The organism is Tateyamaria sp., from assembly GCF_039945315.1.
In the GTDB taxonomy this organism is placed as follows: Bacteria; Pseudomonadota; Alphaproteobacteria; order Rhodobacterales; family Rhodobacteraceae; genus Tateyamaria.
Map to the genome: position 1 here is coordinate 25,971 of NZ_JBDUXB010000031.1, position 18,866 is coordinate 44,836.

Here is an 18,866-nt window from a genome sequence, read left to right on the forward strand (position 1 = left end):
GCACGACCCCTTTCTGCTTTTGGAGAGTATGGAACTGATCAGTTCCATACTAGGTGGACTGTCATGCAACCCGAAAAGGAATCTGACATGGTTAACACCACAGTTCATACACTCGACACTGCCCCTGAAGCGTCAAAGCCACTTCTGGAAAACTCGATCAAAGCATTTGGGCGCCTGCCCAGCTTGCATGGCGTGATGGCGACAAGCCCTGGTTTGCTGGAAGGCTATCAGCATCTGCATCGCCTCGCGATCCACGGCACCGCCTTTACCCCGGAAGAGCGCACCGTCGTCTGGATGACCGTCAACGTGGCCAACCGTTGTCACTACTGTGTGCCCGCACACACGGGTATTGCGAAGATGGAAAAGATTGACGAAAGCATTGTGAATGCACTGCGTGATGAGACACCACTTCCGGAAAAGTTGGAAGCGTTGCGCACGTTCACTTTGGCCATTCGCGACACCCACGGCCGACCGGGTGCGGACGCAATTGCTGCGTTTGAGGCGGCCGGCTACGGCGAACGCGCGATTCTCGACACGATTTTGATTTACGGTCAAAAGGTTCTTTCGAACTTTACCAACGCGTTGTTTGACACGCCCACAGACGCGGCCTTTGCCCCTTTTGCATGGGAACCCAAGGCCATTGCAGCTGAGTAAGAGGTCGATGGGGCGCTGCTGCGCCTTTCGAACCTTGGCAGTAATTCTCGCTAAAAGAAGGCGCGGGCGAATCCTTTTGATCGCCCGCGCTTTTCCTATATAGGAGCCCATCACCTTATCTGTTTGGACCTCGCCATGGCTGACGCGCCGATTACACAAGATGTATTGACGATCCCTCGGAAGCTGCCGGAGGGACCTGTGAACCTTGTTGGTTTGACCCGTGCGGCCATGCGTGAGGCGTTGATCGCTCACGGAACCCCAGAAAAGCAGGCCAAGATGCGTGTGGGCCAGATCTGGCAGTGGATTTACCAGTGGGGTGTTCGCGATTTTGATGTGATGACGAACTTGTCCAAAGCCTATCGCGCCGAACTGGCCGAAAAGTTTGTGATCGAGATTCCTGAGGTTGTGTCCAAGCAGGTCAGCGAAGACGGCACCCGCAAGTGGCTGGTTCGCATAGCGGGCGGTCATGAGGTCGAGGTTGTCTATATTCCTGAAGAAGGGCGCGGCACGTTGTGTATTTCCTCTCAGGTCGGATGCACGCTCACTTGTTCATTCTGCCATACAGGCACGCAAAAACTGGTTCGTAACCTGACGGCCGGAGAGATTATCGGGCAGGTTATGATGGCGCGTGATGATCTGGAGGAGTGGCCCGTGCCGGGTGCGCCCAAGGATGAAACGCGGTTGCTTAGCAATATCGTTCTGATGGGCATGGGTGAGCCGCTTTACAACTTTGAAAATGTGCGTGACGCGATGAAGATCGCGATGGACGAGGAAGGCATTCAACTTAGCCGCCGCCGCATCACGCTCTCCACCAGTGGCGTCGTGCCCGAGATTGAGCGTACGGCGAACGAGATCGGATGTCAGTTGGCTGTGTCCTTTCACGCCACGACGGATGAGGTTCGCAATCGGTTGGTGCCAATCAACAAACGTTGGAACATTGAAACATTACTTGAGGCTTTGCGGGCCTATCCGCGTGGCCGCAACTCGGAACGCATCACGTTCGAATATGTGATGCTGCACGGGGTGAATGACAGCGACGAAGACGCCCACCGTCTGATCAAGCTGATTGAGGGCATCCCGGCCAAGATCAATCTGATCCCATTCAATGAATGGCCGGGCGCGCCTTATACCCGCAGTTCGAACAACCGCATCCGCGCCTTTGCCGACATCATCTACAAGGCCGGTTATGCCAGCCCGATCCGCAAACCTCGGGGCGAAGACATCATGGCAGCTTGCGGCCAGTTAAAGTCTGCGACTGAACGCGCGCGCAAAAGCCGTGCGCAAATTGCGGCAGATGCAGGCCTGGGTTGAATCCGTTCAGATACCGGCCACAATTGGTCCTAACAATTTCCAGATCGTGAACGATTGTCTCCATTCTGCGTTGCGATGATCATTACATAGAATTTGAAAATCTGGAGAAAACCCATGTCGATCATTGTTGACCAAGACCAATTTGCAGAAGCGCAAATTTTTGATTTTGTCATGAGCGAACGAAGCAAAGCGCTGTCGCGTCGCGAATGGAAACACCGTCTGGCCGGTTTTGGCTATAGTATCCGCGAAACGGAAGCCGGTGACATTGTCGAGACAATGCTGAACCGCGTCAAAGTGTGCGTTCTCCCTGCCAAAGCATTGGCCTAACGCATCAAGCCTCGGCGCTTTTGCTAGGCGCCTCGTTTGGAACCTGAAGTGACCCACGTCCCAGAACACGCATCAGCTTGATCGTTCTGTGAGTCGGTAAATCGAGTTTCTGTACCCGCGCCGCGTCCACGATAACAGTCGAACCGGACCATGCTGACGGCGCGCCGGGCAGGAAAATAACAACTTTGGTGCCTTCGCGCTCGATCTCGAATGCGATTTGCTCATAATCGTCGAACCGCACAACAACCGGGAGCAGCATGGCTGCCAAGTCTTCCTTTTTGGAAACACTGCCGAGTACGCCCTTGGCAACGGCATAGCCGGGGATTGTATCGGTCAGCAAACCATCAACCACTCCAACCTTTCCTGACAGGAACGCGGTTTTTGCCAGCAAGCCTGCGATATAGCAGACGGCAAGGATCACAATGATTGCAAGGAAGTTCACGAACGCGACGCCCGCAACGCTGCTGATCGGGATGATCTGGTCGATTGGTTCCGCCACAACCATGCTTAGCTGAAAAATCTTGGCAAGAAGGATCGCTATGACAGCGACTGGAATAAGAAAAATGATACCGCCAAGCATGGTCGTTTTCATTGTATGTTTCTCCGTAAGTTTTGCGTCCACCGACTTTGATCGGGTGAGGTATTAGCGCCCCGGCACTTCGCCGCATTTCTCGGTTGGACCCCAAGTGTCGATGATATCAATGGCCTGTTCGGCCGTTTCAACAAAGCGGAACAAGTCCAGATCGTCCGCCGATATGGTACCAGCATCGGATAGGGTTTCCCAATTGATAATCCCCTCCCAGAACGCGCGGCCAAACAGCAGGAAAGGCACACGTTCCATGCGCCCGGTCTGGATCAGGGTCAGTGATTCAAAGAGTTCGTCCAGCGTCCCAAACCCGCCAGGAAACACACAGATTGCACGGGCACGCATCAGAAAGTGCATCTTGCGAATGGCAAAGTAGTGGAAGTTGAACGCAAGATCGGGTGTGACGAAAGAATTCGGCGCCTGTTCGAATGGCAGAACGATATTTAGTCCTATGGAACGTCCACCGGCGTCGTACGCACCGCGGTTGCCTGCCTCCATTACGCCGGGGCCGCCTCCTGTCACGATGATGTTTTCGGTTCCACCAGTGGCCACGGATTTTTCGGTCATCAGGCGTGCAAATATACGCGCCTCGTCATAAAAGTGCGACAGATCTGCGAGCGTTTTAGTCCGCGCTGAATCCTTGTCTACAGGGTCCGGGATGCGCGCGCCGCCAAACATGACGATGGTGGATTCCACGCCAGCTTCGTTCATCATCAGTTCGGGTTTGAGCAATTCAAGCTGTAACCGGACCGGCCGCAATTCTTCCCGGCACATAAATTCCTCGTCCGCAAAGGCAAGCGCATAGGCGGGCGAACGGGTTTGGGGCGTGTCTGGAACCCCTTCGGCGGCAGTGCGGTCTGTATGGGCGTCCCGAAACGGGCTGTGTCGGTCGTCTTTCATCAAGGCGTGCTCCTGTGGCCAGTCCGCAGCGTACCCGGCGAACACGGGCTTGCCCAGATGTGATTGCAAGGTGCTTCGGATTGTTGTCTAAGCGCCGCGATCATTTGGGGAGACGACGCGATGTCCAACGCACAGCTTGAAACCGCCATCGAAGCCGCTTGGGAGGCCCGTGACACGATCACACCCGCGACCACCGGAGAAATGCGTGAGGCGATCGAAGACACATTGAACGCGCTGGATAGCGGTCAGTTGCGCGTAGCCGAACGGCAGGACAGCGGTGATTGGCACGTAAACCAGTGGGCCAAGAAGGCCGTGTTGCTGGGTTTCCGGATCAAGGACATGGAACAGCAGGATGGCGGTCCGCAGGGCGGAGGCTGGTGGGACAAGGTCGATTCCAAATTCAAAGGCTGGGGCGATAACCAGTGGCGGACCGCTGGTTTCCGGGCTGTGCCCAACTGCGTCGTGCGAAAGTCTGCCTTCATCGCGCCTGGCGTGGTGCTGATGCCGTCATTCGTGAACCTTGGCGCTTATGTCGACAGCGGGACCATGGTCGATACATGGGCTACGGTCGGTTCCTGCGCGCAGATTGGCAAGAATGTTCACCTGTCAGGCGGCGTTGGCATTGGCGGCGTGCTTGAGCCAATGCAGGCGGGTCCAACCATTATTGAAGACAACTGCTTTATCGGAGCCCGCTCTGAAGTGGTTGAAGGCTGCATCGTGCGCGAAGGCTCGGTTCTGGGCATGGGTGTATTCATTGGTCAGTCGACCAAGATCGTAGATCGCGAAACCGGTGAATTCACCTATGGCGAAGTACCCGCGGGATCGGTTGTTGTCGCTGGGTCCATGCCGTCCAAAAACGGCGTGAATCTGTATTGCGCGGTGATCGTGAAAAAGGTCGATGCACAAACGCGCTCAAAAACATCCATCAACGAGTTGCTGCGTGACTGACACGGGCAAAAAGCCCAAGAAACCGTCGCGCCAGCAGGTCTACACTCTTGTGGTGCAGATTGGCCGCAAGACTGGTGACGGCCTGCCCGAAGGCGCGACCGGGGCAGCATTGATTTGTTTTGCCAGTGGCGTGGACGAGGCGGAGGCTGTGCGCGAAACCGTGGCCCTGCTTAAGCAGGCGGACACTGCCCCTTTGGACGTGACGGGATATGGCACATTGGCTGATCGAGAAGCCGAGGGTCACGAGATTGGCGCGGATGAACGTGAATTGATGCAACGTACTCTGGACGAGAATTCAGTCATCGTGGCCCAAATGACCCCGTTCTTTGGCGATGAACCTGAGACGGACTAAGCGGCGCGCTGATCCAGCAATGTAATAGCTTCGAACGGGCGCAACACCTGGTGATATGGTTTGGCGTGTTCTGGAAGCAGTCGACTTGGTACATCGTGTAGCACACTGGCTGCCAACCGCGACTCATCCCGCCTGATCCGCCCTATATAGAGACTTTCTACCGCGCATCCGGCTGCAAACAGGACCTCATGCCCCGGCAGGACAACCTGCACATAATCTACAAGGGCTCCGCTGGTGGCCCAAGTTGCGGCATAGCCATTGACCACGTGACGTGCGGGAACCAGCACCGCTTCTTGTCCGAACATGTATTCAACCTCGGACCCTCGTAACACCAGCCGTTGTTCTGGAGCTACGATGATGTCTTGGGTAAGACCGAAGTAGGGCGCGCGGAGGCGCACAGGAGCAAAACTGCCTCGTGCGGGAACGCGCGTGCGTACTGCATTCAATACCGGCACGATGGCGCCGGTATCTGTGATTACTGTGTCGCCACGTTGCAGACGTCCTGCCTCTTTGTAACCGCCGGGCGTTGCGATAGGTGTTGCAGGATGCAGTGTCGGCATTGGTCCAATTGGTGTGATCTTGGTGGATAATCCGGCGAAGACCACATCCCGCGACAGAGTCCTCTCTGCCGTGCCCAACATCAAATCACGCGTGTCGTCGGTCAGCTGAGGGTGCGCGGCGTACATCGTGTTAGTGATCGTTTGCGCCCCCTCGGGTTTTTCCAGTGCCAGCCGGCCCCAATTCTGGCGCGTGTCCCATGAATAGGTCACACGCAAGGTATATGCCCTGCCATCACTCGACCATTTTAGCGCAGAATGGATCAGGTCGTCCTTGTGGCGGTGCACCATGGCGATGCCGCCGCCGGGGAGTGCGCTGAACATCAGAGCGCGTGGCCATGGAGAAAGGTGCGTGGTCCCGAAAAGGTCGTGCGGGCGCACCTGTCCGGGTACATGTGTCTCAAACATAAATGTCCCGCGTTCTAGCCGCTTCGGCAAGGTCGCCCCCGAATGATCGCGGTCCAAACCCGAACGGGCAAAACGGCCGTCCAGGTGATCTGTCAGCCCGACCCAACTCATGCAGCGGCCTGTGCTGTACGCCACAACGTGGCCTCATACCCTTTGAGCATACGGCGTGCTGCAGGGCTGTAACCATCGCCTGTATGTGGGTCTAATTCAGGGAAAATGGCACATATTTCATCGACCACTTCAGCTTCCATACTTTTCACCGTCTGCGGCCCTGGCAGAAAGCTCTCGGTCGCAAGCCCATCGGAGAAAACCACCTGATGCTTATCGAACATCAGATGGACGTAAGTAACTTCGCCGCCGTTGCGCCGGGTGACAGAATGATCATTCACAAGGTCTTTAGCGGCGATGAGCACTTCTGCCTCGCCAAACAACAACTCGGACAGGCTGTCGCGGATCAGAACACGGTGTAGCGGTGACACCATCACATCGTCATGCGGCCCAAAGGTACCAGCTCGTATCAGTATGGGTGCAAAGGCACCTACAGCGGCAACTGATCGCTTACCGATCCACCGCAAGGCTTGTGGGCCATCATCCTGCGTCAACACCAGATCGTCCGGGCGCAGATCCTCCACTGCCACATCACCGCGCGGGGTGGCAATGCGAGTTCCGGCCACAAAACAGGGAATGGACGTTGCGTTGACGAATCCGGTATCTGTATTCACTCCATCCGAAATGGCATAGGTGAAGTTGAATTCGTCTTCATCACCATCGCCCTCGATGGTGAGTTCACCGTTCTCGCCGACAATGACTTTCTGCCCGGTCGACAAAATAACTTCGCTGTTGAGGGTGACTGGTTGGCCGTTGATATGGGTTATGGTCAGTGTCGAATTTGACGGACTGAGATCGTTATCAAGGACATTGATGGTGTTGGACCCGTTCGGGTTCACGTTCAACGTGTCCGTTATGGCAACCAGTTCTGTTTGAACGGAATTGGCTGCAATCAGCAAGTTCGAGTCAAAAGAGCTGTCACCGACATCTGCAATCCCCAGCCGGATCGTATTCAACTCCCCTGGATTCACAACCATCGTCAGGCTGAGTGTCACGGTAAACCCGTCCATCTCTGTATTAAAACCATCGTTGGTGTTGTCGACGTAGAGATTTTCGTTTGTGGCGTTGTTGACGTTGCCCGGGTCGATGTCGCCATTGCCGACTTCCATTTCGACCAATTGCCCGTTGACCCAGACTCCGACAAGATCCTGAAAAATCGAATTCTGGAACTCGGGGAATTCATCCGAACTGAACGTGAATTGCATGGTCATCACGTCGTGATCGGGTATGAAGTCGACGTCAAGATAAGACGCATCATAGGTGCGCAGGCCCGCGGCAGCGTTGAAATCACTGTTGTTGTTTTGTCCGCGGGTGTTTGTAGAGGTGAAATTTGACTGGTTCGCCTCGCCGGAGGAATTGGTATAGTCCTCAGCATCGCCAGTAGACAGAATAACGCCGGTTCTTCCCGGTGTTGCGCCCAAGGCGTCATCGTTGTCCACGTTGAAGATACCAGCGCTGTCGATATCACCAGTGTAGGACGCAGACTCGACAGAGACGCCATTCCCGAAAATGGCGTTAGCCATATCTTCAGCGCTGGTGCCTTCTCGCACGGTTGTGACGGGGATTTCTATTGCTGAAACCATGTTCTGCCTGCTTCAAGACCGAACGCAGAACAGGCGCAGTGCACGCGGTTTTCCGCGTGTCATAACGTGCAGATATTGCACTTTGGTATGGTCGCACGTTGGCGACCGAACTGCTGTTACCCTGCCTCGGGCTGTACTATTATCCTAGGAGTCTAGCACAGGAGTTAACCTGTTGTTAACTGTGTTGTCGGACCAAAGCCCCGGAAACGCGACCTTTTCGCCACAACCTGCGGTAGGAGTGACCTATGTCAGATATTGATCCCGTCGCGCTGACAGCTGATCTTGTGCGCTGTCCGTCTGTGACCCCTGCAGATGGTGGGGCGCTGGATGTATTGCACGAACTTTTGGAGAATTCCGGTTTCGAGTGCGTTTGGGCTGATCGTGGCGGTATCCGCAATTTGTTCGCCCGATGGGGCCCCAAAGGACATGCACGCAGTCTCGGCTTCAACGGTCATACGGATGTTGTGCCGGTGGGTGACGCGGCCGCGTGGTCGATGGATCCGTTCGGGGCTACGATACAAGATGGCATTATGTACGGACGGGGCACGACGGATATGAAATCCGGTGTTGCCGCTTTTGCCGCAGCCGCCGTGGACTTTGTTTCAAACACACCTCCGGACGGGGCCATCATCCTTACTATCACTGGAGATGAGGAAGGTGATGCGACCGACGGGACCACGGCCTTGCTCGACCAGATGACTGAAACAGGCGAGGCGATGAGTGTCTGTCTGGTAGGGGAGCCAACCTGCCCTGAAACCATGGGTGAGATGATGAAGATCGGGCGACGTGGCTCAATGACCGCATGGTTTACGGTGACGGGTGTACAGGGCCATTCGGCCTACCCGCACCGTGCCAACAATCCTTTGCCGCCTCTGATCCGGTTGATGGATCAACTCGCCAGCCACGAGTTGGATCAAGGCACCGATCATTTTGATGCGTCGACGCTGGCGATCGTCACCGTGGACACGGGCAATCCGGCGACCAACGTGATCCCAGCCGAGGCCCGTGCTGCCTTGAACATCCGTTTCAATGATCTCCATAGTGGTGACAGTCTTTCTGCTTGGCTCAATGCACAGGCCGAAGCGATCGCGACCCAATATGGCGTCCAAGTTGACGTGCGCATCAAAGTGTCGGGCGAGAGCTTTCTGACACCACCCGGCCCATTGTCTGATCTTGTGGCCCGTGCGGTTGAGGCCGAGACAGGTGTCGTTCCAGTGCTCAGCACCAGTGGCGGGACATCGGATGCTCGTTTTGTCAAAAACCATTGCCCGGTCGTTGAATTTGGTCTTGTTGGCCAGTCGATGCACAAGGTTGATGAACATGTTCGTGTCGACCACATCCACCAGCTCAAGGCGATCTATGGGCGTATCTTGCGAGACTATTTCGCATGAATTGGACGATTTCGCAGACTGACGACGTGGCGGCCTGTCTTGCATTGCGCCGGACCGTGTTCATGGAGGAACAGGGCGTAAGTCTAGCGGACGAAATAGATGGTCGCGACGAAGAAGCGTTGCATGTTCTGGCTACTATGGACGGAGAACCTCTTGGCTGCGCACGGATACTGATCGCTGAAAATGTAGCGGCGATTGGGCGCGTTTGCGTTTTGAAGGACGCGCGGGGCACGGGCCTTGGTGCAGCGATCATAATGGCGTGTATTGAAATAGCGCGGCAGCAACCGGGACTAACACGTGCAAAGCTGGGTGCGCAGACCCACGCGATGGCATTCTATGAGAAACTGGGGTTTGCGGCATTTGGGCCCGTCTATGACGATGCAGGAATCCCACACCGGGACATGGAACGCGCTCTTTGAGATCCACTTTGGTGATCATGGTCAAGGTACCGCGTCCGGGTCGGGTCAAGACTCGACTGGGGCGCGACATTGGAATGGTTCCTGCAACGTGGTGGTTTCGTCATCAGGTTAGGCGTTTGTTGCGTCAGACTGAGGATCCGCGCTGGGATGTGGTTCTGGCGGTTGCGCCAGACATCGAAGGCGTTTCGTCGCGCTGTTGGCCTGCGCATTTCGCGCGTTGGCCGCAGGGTCGGGGCAATTTGGGAGACCGGATGGTACGCATGATGCGCAATGCGGGCGGCCCGGTTTGTGTGATCGGGGCCGACGTTCCAGGCATTACACGTGCACATATCGCTGACGGATTTGCAGCACTTGGGCGCCATGACGCAGTGTTCGGACCGGCCCCAGATGGGGGATACTGGCTCATCGGGGCCAAGTTAAGCTCTGTTTTGCATCCTCGTGCGTTGGATGGAGTGCGCTGGTCCAGCGAACACGCGCTGGCGGATAGCCGTGCGGCGCTTGCCGGGAAACGGATCGCGCTGATCTCAACGCTCGCCGATGTTGATACAGGCGACGATTTGCCATGACGTCATATGGCATGCGTGCTACCTGATCCGGCATGAGCCGCATCCCATCCAAGCCCGAGATCCTTGACTGGATCGCCGCAAATCCGACCCTCACAGCCAAGCGCGATATTGCCAAGGCCTTTGGCATAAAAGGGGCTGCGCGGATTGACCTCAAGCGTTTGCTCAAGGAACTGGCTGAAGAAGGCCATCTTGAAAAGCGCAAGAAAACCTATTCTGACCCAGACCGTCTGCCGCCAGTCAGCGTGCTGCTTGTGTCCGCCCCGGACGATGATGGCGATTTGTTCGCTCGGCCCATGGAATGGCACGGTACCGGGGTTGAACCCAAAGTGCTGGTGATACCCCGCGCTTCTGATCCTGCCCTTGGCGCTGGCGACCGCATCCTCGCGCGCTTGACGCTAGTACAGGCCGATGACCACCACTACGAAGCTCGCCTGATCCGCCGTATCGGGTCCAACCCAGCCCGTATTCTTGGTGTTTTTCGCCAAGGTGCCGAAGGCGGTCGGATCGTTCCGGTGAACAAGGGCAACCAGAACGAATGGTCTGTGCCAAGTGATGCGACGGGTGGGGCGAAGGACGGCGAATTGGTCGAGGCCGAGCAGGCTGGCCCCAAGTCGCGCATCGGGCTGCAACGCGCCCGCGTGGTTGAACGCCTCGGTAATCCGGGCGCACCTAAGGCCGTGTCGCTGATCGCCATCCATGAACACGGCATCCCGGATGCCTTTCCCGATGATGTGGTTGCCGAAGCAGATGCGCAAAAGTCAAAGGGGTTGAAAGGGCGCACCGATCTGCGCGACATGCCCCTGATCACCATTGATCCATGGGATGCGCGCGATCATGACGATGCCTGTTACGCACATGCTGATGACGATCCCAAGAATAAGGGCGGGCATGTCATCTGGGTGGCGATTGCGGATGTGGCGGCCTACGTCACGCCCGGTTCTGCGTTGGATCGCGAAGCGAAAAAGCGAGGAAATTCGACCTACTTCCCGGATCGTGTTGTGCCGATGCTGCCAGATCGATTGTCGGGTGATCTGTGCTCGCTGCACGAGGGCGTTCCGCGGGCATGTATCGCCGTGCGCATGCAGATCGATGCGCATGGGGAAAAGATTGGGCATGAATTCCACCGGGGCCTCATGCGTTCGCCTGCATCGCTAAATTATGAAGAGGTTCAGGCGGCCATAGACGGTACTCCGAACGCACGCACTTTGCCTTTGTTAGAGCCTGTTTTGAAACCACTCTACGCCGCCTACGCCGCGTTGCTTGATGCGCGTCACCGGCGACAACCGCTTGAGCTGGACCTGCCGGAACGTCAGATCGTGCTGGAGGAAGACGGCACGGTTTCATCTGTCGCGTTCAAGGATCGTCTGGATGCGCACCGCCTGATCGAAGAGTTCATGGTCTTGGCCAATGTCGCCGCGGCCGAGACGCTGAACGCGAAGAAATCACCCCTCCTGTTTCGCAACCACGAAGAGCCTGCGCCAGAAAAGCTGGAAGCCTTGCGTGAAACTGCGCAGGCGGCTGGCCTCAACCTTGCCAAAGGGCAGGTCCTGAAGACGGCACACCTGAACCGTCTGCTGGGACAGGCGCGCGATACGGATGATGCGGAGTTGATCAACCTGTCCACTTTGCGTTCGATGACGCAGGCCTACTACGGACCTACGAACTTTGGTCACTTCGGGCTGGCATTAAAGAACTATGCGCATTTCACCTCGCCCATCCGGCGTTACGCTGACCTGATCGTGCACCGCGCGCTGATTTCGGTGCATGGCTGGGGCAATGACGGGTTGCGCGCCGAGGATGCGGACACGCTGGAAAAAACGGGCACGCATATCTCGGACACCGAACGGCGGTCTATGGCCGCTGAACGGGACACGACAGACCGGTATCTGGCCGCGTACCTTAGCGAACGGGTTGGGGACGAGATGGAAGGGCGCGTGGCTGGCATCGCCAAGTTCGGCGTGTTTGTGAAGCTGGATGACAGTGGCGCAGATGGGTTGGTGCCCATGCGCTCCATCGGTGCAGAGTATTTCCACTTTGATCGTGAGGCGGGCACGCTGATGGGAGCAGACACCGGGTTGACCATCAGTGTGGGCCAACGCGCCACCGTCCGTCTGGCCGAAGCGGTGCCAGTCACGGGCGGCATTGCTCTCGAACTTTTGGCGCTGGATGGGCAATCGCTGCCCAAAGGCCGGACCAGCCCCGCGGGCCGCAGTCCGCGCCGCAAGGCCGTCAAGTCCAAGCGTCGCGGCGACAAGGTCAAGCGCAAGGTCAGCCGTAAGCGCTAGCGCATTCTTACTGCCATTTTCTGACAGGATGTATGGTAAGGTCATGTCATGACCCGTACCCATCGCCTGTTCCAATTGATGCAAACCCTGCGCCGCCTGACGCCACCTATTACGGCGCAGTCGCTGGCATATGAAATGGACGTGTCGCTGCGCACGATCTATCGCGACATCGACGAATTGCGCGGCCTTGGCGCGGTAATTGATGGCGAGGCTGGGTTTGGCTTCACCCTGATCGAAGATGCGACCCTGCCGCCGCTTGGATTTGAGGATGATGAGCTTGAGGCACTTGTGCTTGGGTTGCGGGATGTTGCGGCGATTGCAGACCCTACTTTGGCAAAAGCAGCAAGCTCGGCACTAGCCAAGATCCAAGCACGTGTGCCCCCGAAACAGGCCCATCGATTGCAGCATGCTGTGCTGGACGCGCGCCGTTACAGACAGCGTCTAGAGCCGCGCATAGATGTCGCGGCCCTACGGCAAGCCGCTTGGGACGAGGTGAGCGTGCGCTTTGCGTATCGCGATGCCAACGGAGTTGCGACGGAACGGGCGGTCAAACCGCTGGGCATCGTCTATTTCGACGAAACCAATGTGCTACTTGCGTGGTGCCACCTACGGCAGGATTTCAGGATTTTTCGCCTCGATCGGATGGACGACCTGTCTGTCACCCAAGACAGTTTTCGCCCGCATCGTGTATCTCTGCTGCGTGATCACCTTGCGCATCTGCGTGCCGAGGACGATCGGCGGGCAAGGGACCGCACAGGCACAGATTGAAGCCTTTCGCGACAGCGCTATTTTCGATACAATAACAGAAACGCGAAAAAGCGAGTATGAGGCAAAAATGCGGTGGGCAGTCACCTTTGGGGCCATTGTTGGCGCCCTTTTGATCACGCAATCGGCGTTGGCACAAAGCCTCAGCGGGTCGCTGAGACCTGAGGTGCGCCCTAGAGGCGACGAGGTGACCAGGGCCGCTTCGCTTACAATTCTTGTCGTCCCAGGTCCGTCCGTTTCGCGCCCCAAGTTGCGGCCATCGGCGGTTTCAGAAAAGGCGCCGCCCTTAGTCGCGCCTTCGGCCAAAGACGTTGGGTTTCAGGATTGGCGTGTCGGCCTGCGCGCCCGCGCGCAGGCTCAGGGCATTCGTGGCGACGTGTTTGATGGTGCTTTCCGGGGTGTGCACTATGACCCGGACGTGATCAAACGCGACCGCAACCAATCTGAATTTAGCAAGACGATATGGGAATATCTGGACAGTGCTGCATCGAGCACGCGGGTCGAAAACGGCCGCGCAGCGCTGCGTAAACATCGCCGCGTGCTCGAGGCCATCGAGGCCCGTTATGGCGTCGATAAGGAAGTCGTTGTTGCCGTCTGGGGACTGGAAAGCAATTACGGGACATTCCGTGGCCAAAGTGATGTGATCCAAAGCCTCGCCACACTGGCCTATGATGGTCGCCGTGGAGAGTTCTTTGAGCAGCAACTGATTGCTGCCCTCAGGATTCTGCAAAGTGGCGATACCAGCCCGCGTGAGATGACGGGATCATGGGCTGGGGCTATGGGGCATACGCAGTTTATTCCGACCTCATATCTCGACTATGCGGTGGACTTCACTGGCGACGGCAAGCGTGACATCTGGTCGGATGATCCGACCGACGCACTCGCCTCAACCGCTGCGTATCTGTCGAAATTTGGGTGGGTAAAAGGCCAACCCTGGGGTGTCGAAGTCAAACTGCCGCGCAATTTCGATTACGCGCTGGCTATTCGCACGGTCACCCGGACACCGGCCCGCTGGGCGAGGATGGGGGTCGTGGGTATGGACGGAAAGGCAGTTTCGAACCATGGGCAAGCGTCGATCCTGTTGCCAGCGGGCAGTCAGGGCGTTGCGCTGATGATATTTGACAACTTTGGTGTGATTGAGCGGTACAACGCGGCGGATGCTTATGTGATCGGTGTCGGGCATCTGAGTGATCGCATCGTAGGCGGATCAGAGTTCAAGGCAGGTTGGCCACGCAGTGATCGCGCGCTCACCTTCGCCGAACGCCAGGAGATGCAGCAGCGTTTGAGTACCGCTGGCTTTGATACCCAAGGTGTCGATGGCAGGATTGGGCCCAAGACGCTTGAAGCGGTACGTGGATTTCAGCGCGCGCAAGGCATGACACCGGACGGCTATGCTTCTCTCGAACTGCTGCAACGGTTGCGCTAGCCTTTGACTTTCAAACATTGAACTTCATCCTCGGCCGGGTGCCGCTTTGATCAATTAACTCGAAGGTCTAGGGCCAGATTGAGCCTAGTGAATGCCTGCCGCTATTGGCACCGGAGACACGTCCGCCGCCAAGCATACGTCTCGACAGATGGCCAAATTGCACAAACCCAGGTTGGGATAACAGTCCGGCGCTGCGGTCATCATTACGACAACGACCAGCGCAACGAAGGGATTCAGGCTGGCTTACCCCGGGCTCATCCCCCGTAGCCGCTCTGAACGGCGGCGCAACAGCTCAACCGTTGTGAGTAAGAGGATGGAAATTACCACGAGGATTGTCGCGACGGCCAGAATCGTCGGGCTGATCTGCTCGCGCAGGCCGATGAACATTTGCCATGGCAGTGTCTTTTGGCTGGCGGACCCCACGAACAGCACAACGACCACCTCGTCAAAGGATGTGATGAATGCAAAGAGACCGCCCGAGATGACGCCGGGCAGGATAAGGGGCATTTGCACGCGGAAGAACGTGGTGACGGGACCTGCGCCCATGTTGGCTGCAGCCCGTGTCAGGGAGCGGTCAAAGCCTACAAGCGTGGCCGTGACGGTGATGATCACGAATGGGATGCCAAGGACGGCGTGGGCGAGGATAACTTTGATATAGCCCACGAACCCTTTGTCGAGACCCAGCGTGTTTTCCATCCAGTTCCCGAGGGATGAGTAGAAAAAGAACATGCCCGTGGCCGAAATGATCAGAGGAACGATCATCGGTGAGATCAGGATCGCCATGATCGTCCCTTTGAAAGGGACATGGGACTGCGAAAGCCCGATGGCGGCAAGGGTACCAAGGCTGACAGAGATGATCGTAGCGATAGGCGCGATGATCAGCGAATTCTTCATTGCCAACTGCCATTGCGGATTGGTGAAGAAGTCTTCGTAGTGTTTGAGCGAGTAGCCTTCCGGGTCCAGTCGCAGCATTTCAGGCGTAAAGGTAAAGAAGTCCTGCGCATTAAACGAAAGCGGCATGACCACGACGATGGGCGCGATCAGGAAGAAGAAGATCAGCCCGCAGATCACCCGAAAGCTGTAGTACCAGATCCGCTGACCCAGCGTGGCATATGGTGGAAGGCCCATGTTTCTTACCCCAGCTTCACGTTGTCGATGCCTACGATCTTGTCATAAGCCCAGTAGAGGATCAGCACCGCCACCAGAAGGATGGTGCCCAAGGCGGCTGCCAGTCCCCAGTTCAGCGATGATGAGATGTGGTAGGCGATCCGGTTCGAGATAAAGACGCCCTTGGTCCCGCCCACGATTTCAGGCGTGATGTAGTACCCAATGGCCAGAATGAAGACGAGGATCGACCCCGCTCCGATCCCCGGAATGGATTGTGGGAAATAGACCCGCCAGAAGGCTGTCCAGTTGGTCGCCCCAAGCGATTTTGCGGCGCGCAGATAGCTTGGTTGGATCGTCTGCATCACCGAATACATCGGCAAGATCATGAACGGCAGCAGGATATGCGTCATCGATACAATCGTGCCGAACTGGTTGTTGATAATGATCAATCGATTGTCGTCTGCCACAAGTCCGATCCAGACCAGCACGTCGTTTATCACGCCTTGTTGCTGCAGCATCACCTTCCATGCGGAGGTGCGCACCAGAAGGGACGTCCAGAACGGCAGCAGGACGAGGATCAGCAACAGGTTTGCTTGCCGCATCGGCAGATTGGCGAGCAACCACGCGATTGGATAGCCGAGCAGGATGCATGAACACATGATAAGCATGGACATCCAGATCGTGCGCCCGAACAGAGTGATCAGAATTTGTTTGTTCTCGGGCTGCCATGCCATGCCATCAGCGGTTTTCTGAGCGTCCACAGCGTTGAGGAAATAGCCGCTCGTAAACTTGCCGGAGTGGGTCTTAATGGTTTCCCACGGAACGGCTGTACCCCAGTCTTCGTCGATATCTGCGAAAGCGGCGGTGAATTCGGGCACAGGAAAATTGGCGTCTTGGGCAGCACGTAGCATATCTGCGGCAGGGCCGTCATATCCGCTCAGGTCCGACGTCTGCAGGTCGAGGGCAAGGGCAGGCGCAACAGCCTCCCACGGATCGCGCTCAGCGGGGTCCCGTCCATCTTGAGTGGCGACATAAATGGCCCAAGCGGTGTATTCCCGAGCCGCGAGTGGCAGGAGCGCCGCCACTTCGGCGTCTGGAGCGAAATTTATGTCGCCGAGCGTTTCTGAGTCGGTCAGACGTGCTACGCGTCCACGTTGTTCGGTCAAAAGTCTTTCATCGGTGCCATCACGCGCGTTCATCAGCGCGTACCAGGTCTCACCATCGTCCCAGGCCTTATCCAGATCTTCGAGCGGTTCGTAAGAGACGTCCGCAATATCATCTAGCTTCCGACCGGATTGACGAAAGAGCGAAGACAGGCCCGTGGTTTCGTAGTTCAGGCGGGTGCCAAGGCGGGTGTGCCGCTTGGCCTCGGCGGCGATGAACATGTCAAAGAACATGGCCTGAAAGGTGTCTTCAGAAGGCAACGCGTCTTGCTCTGCATCCCAACTGGAAAGGGCTTGGACAGTGTAAGGAAGTGTGTTGCTGACGATCTCGTTCTCGACGGAACGGAACAGCATGGACCCGATGGGGATTATGAAAGTAATAAGCACAAAAAGTAACAGCGGGGCGATCAGGCCCAATGCGCGTATCTTTTGACGCCTCAGCGCGCGGGCAAGGCTGCGCTTGAGGGGCGTGCCATCAGCGGCAAGCATCACTTCAGCCATGGCTTAAACCCCCTCGACCACAATTATTGTGCTGGTCGCAGAGCTGTGACGGATTTTGGCCACTTCCTGATATTCGGGGTCATTAAAGGCGGTCAGTGCAGCCTCATAAGACGGGAATTCGAATACGACGTGCCGGTTTTGCGTCTCGCCTTCCATCACTTGTGCCTGTCCACCGCGCACGATGGGTACAGCGCCCATAGCCAGCAAGATCGGTGTGTCCCTTTCGATGTACTCTTTGTACGCCTCGGGATCGTTCACGGTGATGTGGCCGATGATGTAACCTTTGGGCATCGTCGTCTCCGGTATTTTGGGGTGGCAAGGCGATAAACGTACCGCCTTGCCAATAGGTTGTTGCGGTAGGGCGAGGTTACCTCTGCCCTACAGACTTATTGAGCCAGCCACGCCTGGAATTTGGCGTCGATGTCGTCACGGTAGTCAGCCCAGAACTCGTAGTTGTAGAGGAACGTGTTCTTTGCGTTCTCAGGATCGGTTGGCATGTGTGGTGCCATATCGATACCCAGTTCCGCGTGCTGACCAACCAGTGGGGCCGAGGACAGGCGCGCAGGGCCATAGCTGATGTACTTGGCCTGATCTGCAAGACGCTGTGTGTCTGTCGCGAACTTGACGAAGTCCAGTGCGCGCGCTTCACGCTCGGGGCTCAGACCCGTTGGGATAATCCAACCGTCGAGGTCAAACACCTGCGCGTCCCAAAGCATGCCAATAGGCTGGTCTTGCTCTTCGATCGCAGCAAACAGACGACCGTTGTAGGTCGATCCCATGACAACTTCGCCATCGGCGAGCAGTTGGGGCGTATCCGCACCAGCGGACCACCAGATCACGTCGTCTTTGATGGTGCCGAGCTTGGCAAGCGCCTGATCCTGGCCTTCTGAAGTGGCCAGAACGTCATAGACGTCTTCTTTGGCAACACCATCACAGAGCAGAGCCCATTCCATGTTGTTGATCGGACGTTTTTCCAGCGAACGCTTGCCGGGATAAGCGTCTGTGTCGAACACGGCGCAGACTTCGGTCGGAGGCGTGTCGCCAACGAGGTCGGTGCGATAGCCGAAAGTGGTCGAATAAACGATCTGCGGGATGAAGCAGTCGGAGACCAAGAGGTCACCAAAGTCGTCAGATGCAGATGTGCCATCGGGTGCGGCAGCCAGTTGTTCGTCCGCGTCGATTTCCAGCGCAAGGCCTTCGTCGCACAGGCGGATCGCGTCAGCGGCGACGACGTCAACGACGTCCCATGTGACGTTGCCCGCTTCGTTCATAGCGCGCAGTTTCGCCACAGCTTCGGCCGAGCTTTCGTCCCATACAGCTGTCACGCCTGCGTTCATTTCAACGTAAGGTGCCACGTATGCGTTTTGCTGGCTGGCTTGGTATGCACCGCCCCAGCTGACGAGTGTCATGTCGCTGGCCATGTGGCCGTCGGCAAATGCAGTTCCCGAGGCGACGGTGAGTGCCGTCGTTGCCATAAGGGTCTTTGCGAGTTTCATTATGTTACTCCCA

General features: G+C 56.9%; 18 protein-coding genes and 1 pseudogene. 11 read left to right on the forward strand and 8 right to left on the reverse strand.

Annotated elements, in window-relative coordinates; all coding sequences use genetic code 11:
* Window positions 1-87 precede the first annotated feature (87 nt).
* The 3 genes from ABJD00_RS09110 (at window position 88) to ABJD00_RS09120 (ending at window position 2,292) form a co-directional block, all read left to right on the forward strand.
* Complete coding sequence (locus ABJD00_RS09110; protein ID WP_413834178.1) at window positions 88-654, forward strand: carboxymuconolactone decarboxylase family protein; 567 nt, start codon at window positions 88-90, stop codon at window positions 652-654.
* A 135-nt stretch (window positions 655-789) separates the two neighbouring features.
* A complete protein-coding gene (gene rlmN, locus ABJD00_RS09115; protein ID WP_413834180.1) occupies window positions 790-1,965 on the forward strand; it encodes a 23S rRNA (adenine(2503)-C(2))-methyltransferase RlmN in 1,176 nt (391 codons plus the stop codon).
* A 114-nt stretch (window positions 1,966-2,079) separates the two neighbouring features.
* Window positions 2,080-2,292, forward strand: coding sequence for a hypothetical protein (locus ABJD00_RS09120; protein WP_413834183.1), 213 nt, complete (start codon window positions 2,080-2,082; stop codon window positions 2,290-2,292).
* Window positions 2,293-2,296: 4 nt separating this feature from the next.
* Here ABJD00_RS09120 and ABJD00_RS09125 read toward each other — a convergent pair whose 3' ends face one another.
* Together ABJD00_RS09125 and ABJD00_RS09130 are read right to left on the reverse strand one after the other, a co-directional pair.
* A complete protein-coding gene (locus ABJD00_RS09125; protein WP_413834186.1) occupies window positions 2,297-2,884 on the reverse strand; it encodes a hypothetical protein in 588 nt (195 codons plus the stop codon).
* A 51-nt stretch (window positions 2,885-2,935) separates the two neighbouring features.
* The gene (locus ABJD00_RS09130) at window positions 2,936-3,778 is read right to left on the reverse strand and encodes an LOG family protein (RefSeq protein ID WP_413834188.1); all 843 of its coding nucleotides are present in this window, start codon (window positions 3,776-3,778) and stop codon (window positions 2,936-2,938) included.
* Window positions 3,779-3,898: 120 nt separating this feature from the next.
* Between ABJD00_RS09130 and dapD the strand changes: the two genes are divergently transcribed.
* Together dapD and ABJD00_RS09140 are read left to right on the forward strand one after the other, a co-directional pair.
* Window positions 3,899-4,726 (forward strand): 2,3,4,5-tetrahydropyridine-2,6-dicarboxylate N-succinyltransferase, encoded by an 828-nt coding sequence (gene dapD, locus ABJD00_RS09135; protein WP_413834190.1) that lies wholly within the window; start codon window positions 3,899-3,901, stop codon window positions 4,724-4,726.
* Window positions 4,719-5,078 carry a hypothetical protein gene (locus tag ABJD00_RS09140; protein ID WP_413834193.1) on the forward strand — a complete coding sequence of 120 codons (360 nt, stop codon included), beginning with the start codon at window positions 4,719-4,721 and terminating at the stop codon, window positions 5,076-5,078. Before dapD ends, ABJD00_RS09140 begins: the two co-directional genes overlap by 8 nt.
* Here ABJD00_RS09140 and ABJD00_RS09145 read toward each other — a convergent pair.
* Window positions 5,075-6,154 carry a Hint domain-containing protein gene (locus ABJD00_RS09145; protein ID WP_413834196.1) on the reverse strand — a complete coding sequence of 360 codons (1,080 nt, stop codon included), beginning with the start codon at window positions 6,152-6,154 and terminating at the stop codon, window positions 5,075-5,077. The two genes, ABJD00_RS09140 and ABJD00_RS09145, sit on opposite strands and share 4 nt — an antisense overlap.
* A complete protein-coding gene (locus ABJD00_RS09150) occupies window positions 6,151-7,734 on the reverse strand; it encodes a Hint domain-containing protein (protein ID WP_413834199.1) in 1,584 nt (527 codons plus the stop codon). The genes ABJD00_RS09145 and ABJD00_RS09150 overlap by 4 nt, the downstream gene beginning before the upstream one ends.
* Window positions 7,735-7,979: 245 nt before the next feature.
* Between ABJD00_RS09150 and dapE the strand changes: the two genes are divergently transcribed.
* The 6 genes from dapE to ABJD00_RS09180 all read left to right on the forward strand — a co-directional run bounded on the left by dapE (window position 7,980) and on the right by ABJD00_RS09180 (window position 14,586).
* Entirely contained in the window at window positions 7,980-9,125 is a 1,146-nt protein-coding gene (dapE, locus tag ABJD00_RS09155; RefSeq protein WP_413834202.1) for a succinyl-diaminopimelate desuccinylase, read from the forward strand.
* Entirely contained in the window at window positions 9,122-9,544 is a 423-nt protein-coding gene (locus tag ABJD00_RS09160; protein WP_413834205.1) for a GNAT family N-acetyltransferase, read from the forward strand. Before dapE ends, ABJD00_RS09160 begins: the two co-directional genes overlap by 4 nt.
* The gene (locus ABJD00_RS09165; protein ID WP_413834208.1) at window positions 9,541-10,110 is read left to right on the forward strand and encodes a TIGR04282 family arsenosugar biosynthesis glycosyltransferase; all 570 of its coding nucleotides are present in this window, start codon (window positions 9,541-9,543) and stop codon (window positions 10,108-10,110) included. The genes ABJD00_RS09160 and ABJD00_RS09165 overlap by 4 nt, the downstream gene beginning before the upstream one ends.
* Window positions 10,111-10,142: 32 nt before the next feature.
* On the forward strand, window positions 10,143-12,395 hold the full coding sequence (rnr, locus tag ABJD00_RS09170) for a ribonuclease R (protein ID WP_413834211.1): 2,253 nt from the start codon (window positions 10,143-10,145) through the stop codon (window positions 12,393-12,395).
* Window positions 12,396-12,443: 48 nt separating this feature from the next.
* Window positions 12,444-13,163 (forward strand): helix-turn-helix transcriptional regulator, encoded by a 720-nt coding sequence (locus ABJD00_RS09175; protein WP_413834214.1) that lies wholly within the window; start codon window positions 12,444-12,446, stop codon window positions 13,161-13,163.
* Between the two features lie 67 nt (window positions 13,164-13,230).
* Entirely contained in the window at window positions 13,231-14,586 is a 1,356-nt protein-coding gene (locus ABJD00_RS09180) for a lytic murein transglycosylase (protein WP_413834217.1), read from the forward strand.
* Window positions 14,587-14,829: 243 nt separating this feature from the next.
* Here ABJD00_RS09180 and ABJD00_RS09185 read toward each other — a convergent pair.
* The 4 genes and pseudogenes from ABJD00_RS09185 to ABJD00_RS09200 form a co-directional block, all read right to left on the reverse strand.
* Window positions 14,830-15,708: pseudogene (locus ABJD00_RS09185) on the reverse strand (ABC transporter permease); the annotation flags it as partial.
* Between the two features lie 11 nt (window positions 15,709-15,719).
* Entirely contained in the window at window positions 15,720-17,357 is a 1,638-nt protein-coding gene (locus ABJD00_RS09190; protein WP_413834220.1) for an ABC transporter permease, read from the reverse strand.
* 3 nt (window positions 17,358-17,360) lie between these two features.
* Window positions 17,361-17,648 carry a DUF1330 domain-containing protein gene (locus tag ABJD00_RS09195; RefSeq protein WP_413834223.1) on the reverse strand — a complete coding sequence of 96 codons (288 nt, stop codon included), beginning with the start codon at window positions 17,646-17,648 and terminating at the stop codon, window positions 17,361-17,363.
* A gap of 95 nt (window positions 17,649-17,743) precedes the next feature.
* A complete protein-coding gene (locus ABJD00_RS09200; RefSeq protein ID WP_413834226.1) occupies window positions 17,744-18,853 on the reverse strand; it encodes an extracellular solute-binding protein in 1,110 nt (369 codons plus the stop codon).
* Between the last annotated feature and the right edge of the window lie 13 nt (window positions 18,854-18,866).

What these genes read in the sequence shown, in the direction of transcription:
- ABJD00_RS09110 (WP_413834178.1), top strand. Translation starts at nt 88, where the DNA reads ATGGTTAACACCACAGTTCATACACTCGACACTGCCCCTGAAGCGTCA.
- rlmN (WP_413834180.1), top strand. Translation starts at nt 790, where the DNA reads ATGGCTGACGCGCCGATTACACAAGATGTATTGACGATCCCTCGGAAG.
- ABJD00_RS09120 (WP_413834183.1), top strand. Translation starts at nt 2,080, where the DNA reads ATGTCGATCATTGTTGACCAAGACCAATTTGCAGAAGCGCAAATTTTT.
- ABJD00_RS09125 (WP_413834186.1), bottom strand. Translation starts at nt 2,884, where the DNA reads ATGAAAACGACCATGCTTGGCGGTATCATTTTTCTTATTCCAGTCGCT.
- ABJD00_RS09130 (WP_413834188.1), bottom strand. Translation starts at nt 3,778, where the DNA reads ATGAAAGACGACCGACACAGCCCGTTTCGGGACGCCCATACAGACCGC.
- dapD (WP_413834190.1), top strand. Translation starts at nt 3,899, where the DNA reads ATGTCCAACGCACAGCTTGAAACCGCCATCGAAGCCGCTTGGGAGGCC.
- ABJD00_RS09145 (WP_413834196.1), bottom strand. Translation starts at nt 6,154, where the DNA reads ATGAGTTGGGTCGGGCTGACAGATCACCTGGACGGCCGTTTTGCCCGT.
- ABJD00_RS09150 (WP_413834199.1), bottom strand. Translation starts at nt 7,734, where the DNA reads ATGGTTTCAGCAATAGAAATCCCCGTCACAACCGTGCGAGAAGGCACC.
- dapE (WP_413834202.1), top strand. Translation starts at nt 7,980, where the DNA reads ATGTCAGATATTGATCCCGTCGCGCTGACAGCTGATCTTGTGCGCTGT.
- ABJD00_RS09160 (WP_413834205.1), top strand. Translation starts at nt 9,122, where the DNA reads ATGAATTGGACGATTTCGCAGACTGACGACGTGGCGGCCTGTCTTGCA.
- rnr (WP_413834211.1), top strand. Translation starts at nt 10,143, where the DNA reads ATGAGCCGCATCCCATCCAAGCCCGAGATCCTTGACTGGATCGCCGCA.
- ABJD00_RS09175 (WP_413834214.1), top strand. Translation starts at nt 12,444, where the DNA reads ATGACCCGTACCCATCGCCTGTTCCAATTGATGCAAACCCTGCGCCGC.
- ABJD00_RS09180 (WP_413834217.1), top strand. Translation starts at nt 13,231, where the DNA reads ATGCGGTGGGCAGTCACCTTTGGGGCCATTGTTGGCGCCCTTTTGATC.
- ABJD00_RS09190 (WP_413834220.1), bottom strand. Translation starts at nt 17,357, where the DNA reads ATGGCTGAAGTGATGCTTGCCGCTGATGGCACGCCCCTCAAGCGCAGC.
- ABJD00_RS09195 (WP_413834223.1), bottom strand. Translation starts at nt 17,648, where the DNA reads ATGCCCAAAGGTTACATCATCGGCCACATCACCGTGAACGATCCCGAG.
- ABJD00_RS09200 (WP_413834226.1), bottom strand. Translation starts at nt 18,853, where the DNA reads ATGAAACTCGCAAAGACCCTTATGGCAACGACGGCACTCACCGTCGCC.